We start from the raw sequence: 8,552 nt of genomic DNA, 5'->3' as shown, positions 1-8,552 counted from the left end.
AAATCCAGCGATACCTCCCAACTACCAACACCATTTCAACAGGCCACGCATGCCCTGACATACACAACCCGTCAGAACCCCACCAAATCCAGCAGCCAACGACAGCAACCTACCCCTCACGCATGCCCGAACATACGAATCACGACAGAACTGCTCCCCTCCACACAACCTCACAAGCCATTCCACCCACTCACGTATGCCCAGACATACACAACTTGACACATCGAGTACGATCCGCCACCCCGAGTCATCAAGCACGCAGCCACGCATGCCCAGACATACGCAACCCGACAGAACCCAGCAATGCCTCAGACCGCAACCGCGTGCGAAAATCCATGCGAAAGCGCGTGGACATGGGGGTGATTACGATACAGAAAATAAACCGCCCTGCATCCCCGTGCTGTTGTTGACTTCTTCCGTTGCACAGGATTGCAGGGCGGCGCTCACACGCTTGTGGCGTGAGAGGTATCAGATGCGCGCCAAGATGTCGCGTCCCACTTCTTCAGTGGTGCGCTTGGTCGACCCGAGTTCGGCGATATCCGCTTCGACCGCACGGTCGATTTTCGCGGCGGCCTCGTCGAATCCGAGGTGGCGCAGGAGCATCGCACTCGACAGCACGGCGGCCGTCGGGTTGGCGATCTCCTTGCCCGCGATATCCGGTGCCGACCCGTGGATCGGCTCGAACATCGAGGGGTATTCGTTGGAAGCATTGATGTTGCCGGAGGCGGAGTATCCGACGCCGCCGACCACGGCACCCGCCTCATCGGTGAGAATGTCGCCGAAGAGGTTGTCGGTGAGAATCACATCGAAACGCGAGGGGTTCGACACCAGGAAGATTGTGGTCGCGTCGATATGCAGGTAGTCGTGCGTGACCTGCGGGAATTCCTCGCCGACCTTGTCGACAATCCGCTGCCACATGTCGCCCGCGTTGACGAGCACGTTCTTCTTGTGCACGAGCGTGACATGCTTCTTGCGCTTCATGGCGAGCTGGAAGGCGTAACGGACCACGCGCTCGACACCAAACGCCGTGTTGATGGACACCTCGGTGGCCACTTCATTCGGCGTGCCGCGACGAACTGCGCCGCCGGCACCGCAGTACAGGCCTTCGGTTCCTTCACGCACAACGACGAAGTCAATGTCGCCCGGGTTGGCGAGCGGCGAAGTGACGCCGCGGTACAGCTTGGACGGCCGCAGGTTGATGTACTGGTCAAGCGAGAAACGCAGCTTGAGCAGCAGGCCGCGCTCCAAGATGCCCGCCTTGATGCGCGGGTCGCCAACCGCACCGAGCAGAATCGCGTCGGTGCCCTTGATGCGTTCGAGATCCTCGTCCGGCAGAATCGCGCCGTCGCGCAGGTAGCGTTCCGCACCGAGATCAAAGTTTTCGTAAGTGAACGATGCCACGCCGTCAGCCGCTTTTTCGAGCGCGGCCTGGGCGACGGGGGTGACTTCCTTGCCGATGCCATCGCCCGGGATGACGGCAATCCGATATGTCTTGGTTGTGCTCATGTTCGCGACAATAGTCGGTTCACCTGCGGCTGAGACACGCGTATTCCGTCAGTTGGACACCAGTCCGAATGATGGAATTACGTCCGCATTTCGGCCAAATTCGAGGGTTTTAGGCATGATTGTCCACCAGCCCACCATCGGCTGGCGAGCGCCGGAAACCGACGCCCGGAAACCGACGCCCGGAAACCGACGTCCGGCCGACGCCCGGCCGACCCCGGTCAAAGCGCCTGACCAAGGCACATACCCCCAAACACCCGGCCCAAGGCGCCCGCCCAAAGCTCCCCTATCGCGTAATGCCCATGGTCGCCAGGCACCACGCGTTCTCATACGAAATCTCGCGCCACTGCCGGTACCTGCCGGACGTCCCGCCATGCCCTGCTTCGGTTTCGATCTTCTCGACGGCATCCACCCCAGCGGATTGCAGCCGCGCCACCCATTTGAGCGGTTCAACGACAAGCACGCGCGTATCGTTCATTGACGTGGTCACGAAGATCTTCGGGAAGGCGCGAGCCCGCGGGTCTCCCGGTTCGGGAGCGTTTTCATACGGTGAATACGATTTCATATATTCGTACACCGCGCGGTCATGCAATGGATCGCCCCACTCGTCCCATTCCGTCACCGTCAACGGCAGCGACGGGTCAAGAATCGAGGTCAGCGCATCCACGAACGGCACATCCGACTCGATGCCAGCATAGCATTCCGGAGCCATATTCGCGACCGCCCCCATGAGCAGGCCGCCCGCCGAGCCGCCTTCCGCAACCGTACGCGACGGCGAAGCGAGTCCCATGCGTTGCAGGGCGCGCGTCGCATCGACGAAATCCTCGAATGTGTGCTTTTTGTTGAGCCGACGCCCCTGCTCATACCAGGCGCGGCCCATTTCCCCGCCGCCACGGACGTGCACGCACGCGTACAGCACGCCGCGATCGAGCAGGCTGAGCCGGGCCACCGAGAACCCGGGGTCGGAACTGACTTCATACGCCCCGTACCCGAGGATGAACATCGGGGATGACCCGTCGGCACGAATGCCATAGCATGCCGACTCGCCGGGTTGTGCGGACAATTTGTCGCGGCGCCACACCAGCGACACAGGGATTGACTCGCCGTCACGCGCACGCACCCAGATGCGACGTTCGGCGTACCGGCGGGCGTCGAAATCGCCGAGCACGCGGGCTCGTTTGAGCAGCGTGTCCGCGCCCGTGGCCGGATCGATCTCATGCAGTTCGCCGGGACGGGTGTAACTGCCGAAGGAGTAGCGCATGCGCGGAGCGTCATAGGACGGATTGCCGGCGGCTCCGATGGAGTACAGCCGTCCGTCGTCACCGCGGTCGTTGGTATCGTCGCTCACACCATCGTTCGTACCGGTGCCATTTTTTCCAGCATCATTCGCGCCATCGCTCACACCATCTGCGCAACTATCGCAGGCACCAGCTTCCGTCAGCGGCGGCGGAACCAATTCGCGGAATCGCCAAGGACGCCCCGCAAGAAAGTCTTGGGCGGCATCGGTTTTCGCCATCACGGCAAGATGCGGCAGACTATCCGCGCGATACGACAGGGCAACGAAATGCCGATGCAATGCGATCCCGTCGATGGATAGCCCGCGCGCCCCCTGCAAAATCGCCGGGTTGCGCGGATCATGATATGGCGTGCCGACCGGCATGCCGGACGCACCGGCGAGCGCCGCATCCCCCTGTTCACAGCCATACGGCGACCCGGCCGCCACGCACACGCCTTCGCCGAGCCGGTACGGCGGCTTATGCGACCGCATGTCGATCACATCAATCTCAAAATTCGGATTTGTCGCGTTATGGTCCACAACGGCGACCGGAATGTCTTCGCCATGCTCGCCGGCGCCTTCGAAACACGCGAAACTCACGTCATACTCAATGCCCTCACGACGCGGGATGAACGAAGTGAACTCCCCCGTCGGATCGCTTGCGGGAAGCATGAGCACTTCGCTGGTGGTCTTGGACCCGGTGCAAATGACCACATGCCGTTCGTCGAAGCTCAGGCCGACGCCCACCCAGAAGCGTTCGTCCTGCTCGCGGAACACTTCGACGTCGTCGTCAACCGGCGTGCCGACGCGATGCCGGAACACCGCGTACGGGCGCCATGCATCGTCAAGCACGGTATAGAACACCCACGCGCCGTCGGCCGTGAAGCACGCCCCCGCAATGCCTTTGAGCACTTCAGGCAGTTCCGTGCCGTGGTCCAAATCACGAATCCGGAAGTCGTAGCGTTCGTCGCCCGCAGTATCGACGCCGTAAAGCAACCAGCGGCCGTCATGGCTCACGTCCATGCCGCCGATGCGGAAGAAATCATGGCCCTGTGATTCTTTGTTCGCGTCGAAATACACCTGCTCCCCGGGCATGGAACCCGGTTCAGCCTCGCGGTCGATATGTGGCGGATCCCAATCATCCTCACCACGCACGGGAATGCGGCAGGATGCGGCGTATTGGCTGCCTTCCCGGGTCCGGGAAAAATACCAGTAGTCGTTCACTCGCGTAGGGACTGACATGTCGGTTTCCTGAACATGCGAGGTGAATTCCTTGAACAGGGTTTCGCGCAGATGGTGCAACGGAGCCATCCGGCGGTCGCAGTAGGCGTTTTGCGCGGCGACGTAAGCGGCGAGTTCCGGAGAATCCTTGTCGCGCATCCACTCATACGGATCGTCGAACACATCCCCGTGTTCAATCCGCCGGTGGGGCTCCTGCTTGGCGTACGGTGGGTTGTCGCCGGAGCCCAAGCCTGAACCGGACAAGCCTGAACCAGATTGTGAGCCCTTGCCGCAAAGCCCTTGCGGACGGTCGTCATTGCGCTGTTCGTCACTCATAGGCACCATCGTAAAACAAGCCCGGGGACGGTCCGATGACGGCGAGTTCACGCATGTCGCCTGCCGTTCTCCGTTGAGTCACCCCGCCTCTCGAAGTTGTATGCGTCGTACGTCGAGCATCGCTTCGAATGTAACCTCAAGCGAACTGCCGCAGGTACGGCAGCATTGTCTTCATGAGATTGGCGCCGGTCGTACCCGTGAACACCGGCACGTCCGTGACCGGCGAAGGCTGCGACTGTGTCATGCCACGAACCGGGCCGAGCGGCGAGGATTCCCGCGGGCTCAACTGCCGAATACCAATGGCGAGGACACGCCCCGGATACCGTTTCGCGATGGTCGCATACGTGGTTGGATCCTTCTGCCCGTCATCGCCGATCAGAATGAACTTCATGTCCGGAAAATCGCCCATCAGCTGCTCGGCATACTCCAGCTTGTGCTGCACACCCGAAGGGATGAAGGTCTTCGGCCTGGGATCGAGGTCCCGCAACAGCAGAGGGCCGGCCGGGAAACCGTAATTCTCGATGAAATGGCGGATTGAGCTTTCCACATTCCACGGCGAGGTAGACAGGTAGAAGAACGGCGCGTCCGGGAAAATATCCGCGATCCGGTTGAACAGCACCGCCATACCTGGGACGGATGCGCGCTTCTGCGGATTGAGCAGCAGCAGATTGTATGCCGCCTTCCACAAGGTGGGCGCCTGCGTAATCATGATGGTGTCATCCACATCAGATATCACACCGACACGCGTGCCCGGCGCGATAGTGAACAGATTGGAATTGACCGCGTGACGACCCTCGACCTGATAGGACACGTGATGGATTCCGGGTTCGAGTGCCCGGTCGGCGACCAGATCCAGATATCCCGCGGAATCAGAGACCGCATAGTCGATGCTGCGCTCGCGGAATCTGTCGACGCGGTCGTAGACTTCACTTGTGCCGACCTGTACGGTTTCCACCGGAACACCGTCGATGGACAGCTTCACTTTGACTTTGGGCGCGGGAACCGCCAGCATGCCGCGCCATCCGCGCATCAGCGCGCCCGGTTTGCGGCGGAGCGGCTCGTACACGGTCCGGCAGATCAACCGCGAGAAATTGCTGGTGCCGTACCCAACATACGGCTCGACCTGTTGCCGCCAATTCAGATTGGTCACGATTGTCGTGGAAATCTTCGCCCACAGGCTGAACACGCCGGTAACGATGCGGCGGAAAATCCTCACAGGAAGAGGCTTGACGTCGATTTGCTCATGTTTGGAGGCAGCATCGAAGGTGGTGACGACACGACGCGCCGGAATCGGCACAGTCGCCATGTCATCCTCATTCCGTTTGTGAGGGAATTGTGTAATGCTGCTCATGCCCCCATCATACGGTGGGGTATTGAAGAACAGATGACGCAGGAACGTGAGTTCCGGAAGAATTCAGGGCCGACTCAGGGACATCCCGGATGGACATTTCCGATGAAGGCGGCCGTCTGGGGCCAACCTTCTGCTTCTGCCGACGCTGAGACGCTCGTCAGCGTCGGCAGAAGCAGAGACGCGATTGGACGCGCTTCACGCCGCACAGAAGGACGGGTGCCACAGCGTCAGCAGAGGCTTCCGGCACGAGTTACAGCCGGCGAAGCATCGCCGCATACTGCTCGGCGGACAGCAGGTCCGGCTCGTCGTCATCGAGTGCAATCTTAAGAATCCAGCCCTCGCCATACGGGTCGCCGTTTATGATGCTCGGATCGTCCGCGGCCTCACGGTTCACGTACCGCACCGTACCGGCGACCGGGCTGACCAGGGGTTCGACGGCCTTCGACGATTCCAACTCGACGATCTCGTCGCCCGCCTCGACGCGAGTGCCTACCTCCGGCAGATCGACGAAAACCAAGTCGCCCAACTGGTTGGCGGCGTATTCGGTGATGCCAATCACCGCGGGGTCCACACTGGCGTCAACCCACACATGCTCGTCGGAGTATTCCAGATGATCCGGGACTTCAAGATTCGGGCGATCATCTTCCTGTTCGTTATTGCTCATGGCTTCAGCGTACCGCATAAAGTCAACCGCCGCGCAAAGATCGCGACACCGCAGCCGCAACCCACCCGGTCGGCACCCCACAACACTCGCATATCATAAACTGTCTATGCAAACCCTACTCCCAGCGTAACCAGTTTGAGGAGTTATACAAACTGTCTACGCAAACCGGGCACTCAACGTAACCAGTTCGTGAGGGGAGAACAGCTGTGGGCCGGCCTGCGGCTCAGCGCACCGGGGCAGTCGGTTGGGCACCGACCACCTGAACGAGCGTGCCATCCGGGCAGTTGTCGTAAATCCACTTGGCGTCAGCTTCGTTCATGTTGACGCAACCGTGCGAACCATGACCGGTCGGGTCTCCAGAGGCGATGCCAGCCGCGTTCCAACCCGCCGTATGGAAGCCTTGCCCGCCATTGAAGTAGCTGACCCATTTGACACCTTTGCTCAGGTATTGGGAACCGTCATCATTGGTGCCGCGCATGTCCTGCACCTGGTATTTCAGGTAGATGAAATAATTGCCAGGTGTAGTCTCGTGCTTTCCGGTCTTGCCGGTGCACACGTTGAAGGTCTGGACAACCTGGTCGTTGTTGTATACGGTTGCGGTCTGCTTCGAACGGTCGACCACGATCTTCCACGTGACTTTCTGCTGTTCAGTGTCAAACTTCGTGACATCGCTGGCAACTGTCAGCGTCGCTGAACGATTCGCACTCAATGCGCTGTACACCTGATCGGCGACCGTAGCGGTGTCTTTGATCGCCACACCGTTCACGCCCTTGGTTCTCGTCATGATGACGTTGCCGGACGTATCCACCAGATCGACCTGATTGGTCTTCGTCTGGTTGAGGTGGTTGCCCAACTCGCCATTCATGTAGTCACTGATGGCCTGCTTGTTATAGGACACCGCGATGGTGCCCTTCGCCGGGTCAGCTGTCGTAACGGTCCACGAAGCGATGGTTGCCGCCGGAATCTTGTATGTCGTAGCATCGCCGTTGTTGATGGTGATGCTCAGCCCAAGGCCGGCGTTCGCCTGATCGGCGGCGGTGGTCGCAGCCGCCTCGCTGATCGGCATGTCGGTCTGCGTGTAGGTGATGCTCGCGGTCCGCGTGGTTCCCGGCGTGTCTAGCGCCTGATCTATCGCCTTGACCACGTTGTCCGTCACAGGCGCCTGCCCGCCTCGCCCCACGGTCACTGTGAATTTCTGCGACGTCTGATCATAGGCAATGGTGGATGCGATGGCCTGGCTGTCGTTCGGAATGAGCTTGCCAGTCAGGTATTGGCTGAGCGCAAGCTTGTCGGTGGTTGCGGCGAGCTTGACATTCTGCTTGCTGAACGGATTGATGCGCACGAACGGATTGCCGTCTTTCGCGGCGATCAGCGCGGATACCGTTTGCTTCTGGTTGACATTGACGCCGAGATCCTTGAGGCTTGCGGTGACCGTATTGCCTTGCGAGTCGGTGACAGTGATCTTCGTGTTCTCCACCGCGGATTTGACCGTGGCAGCCAGCTGCTCACTGTTCTGCCCTGCCACCGATGCACCGGCGAACATGACTCCCGGCGCGGCTTTGTCCTGATAGTACCAACGTGCCGTAAAGAAGCCGGCAACCGCCGCGACGGCAAGCACTGCGAGCACAATCAGCAGGATTCTCAGCCACAGGCGCTTATGCGGCGGGCGTAACGCGGTGGCCATCTCATCGTCTGCATTGCCGTTTCCGGCATCGGAGACGGCATACAGCGGAATCTCCATACCCGAGAGCGTGTCATCGTTCACATCGGCAGCATCGGCAGCCAGATTGGTTTTCCAGATGTCCCCTGGGGCATCAGGCTGCGCCGGCACGCGCGTATTTCGCGGCATGTCGGGGCCCCCAACTCCGTATCGTGGCACGGAACCGTCAAAAGTGTTCGTCACGTTGATGCCTTTCCTATCCATTCCTGCCTGACTTTAGCCGCATCATATGACCATCTCAAGGCTTTCACGTATTGCGGACGCCATCACGTGTCGAACATCACATCCGGCACGCCGACAGCGATGCAACGCGGCTTATACGACACAACCTATGTGGCGCCGACCTGTGCGGCGCCACCGCGCTTTGACACATAGCCGCGCTCAGACACATAGCTTCACAGGTACCCATCCGCACAGCGAACTCATTTCACAGCTCGTGCCCGAGCCACTCCTCGATCATGTAGCGCGCAATGGCGGCCTT

5 protein-coding genes are annotated in these 8,552 nt (G+C 60.4%); all 5 read right to left on the bottom strand.

Going from position 1 to position 8,552, the window contains the following annotated elements; translation table 11 throughout:
- Positions 1-468: 468 nt before the first annotated feature.
- Positions 469-1,506 (bottom strand): 3-isopropylmalate dehydrogenase, encoded by a 1,038-nt coding sequence (locus ACI38B_RS03760; RefSeq protein ID WP_439729579.1) that lies wholly within the window; start codon positions 1,504-1,506, stop codon positions 469-471.
- A 283-nt stretch (positions 1,507-1,789) separates the two neighbouring features.
- A complete protein-coding gene (locus tag ACI38B_RS03755) occupies positions 1,790-4,336 on the bottom strand; it encodes a S9 family peptidase (RefSeq protein WP_439729578.1) in 2,547 nt (848 codons plus the stop codon).
- Between the two features lie 136 nt (positions 4,337-4,472).
- Positions 4,473-5,687 (bottom strand): App1 family protein, encoded by a 1,215-nt coding sequence (locus ACI38B_RS03750; RefSeq protein ID WP_439729577.1) that lies wholly within the window; start codon positions 5,685-5,687, stop codon positions 4,473-4,475.
- Between the two features lie 250 nt (positions 5,688-5,937).
- Positions 5,938-6,351 (bottom strand): glycine cleavage system protein GcvH, encoded by a 414-nt coding sequence (gcvH, locus tag ACI38B_RS03745; RefSeq protein WP_015449952.1) that lies wholly within the window; start codon positions 6,349-6,351, stop codon positions 5,938-5,940.
- A 223-nt stretch (positions 6,352-6,574) separates the two neighbouring features.
- On the bottom strand, positions 6,575-8,200 hold the full coding sequence (locus tag ACI38B_RS03740) for a L,D-transpeptidase (protein WP_439729576.1): 1,626 nt from the start codon (positions 8,198-8,200) through the stop codon (positions 6,575-6,577).
- Between the last annotated feature and the right edge of the window lie 352 nt (positions 8,201-8,552).

Origin of the sequence: Bifidobacterium sp., assembly GCF_051876855.1 — a bacterium.
Taxonomy (GTDB): domain Bacteria; phylum Actinomycetota; class Actinomycetes; order Actinomycetales; family Bifidobacteriaceae; genus Bifidobacterium.
Note: the sequence above shows the minus strand (reverse complement) of the source record. Positions and strands in the feature narration are given on the sequence as shown.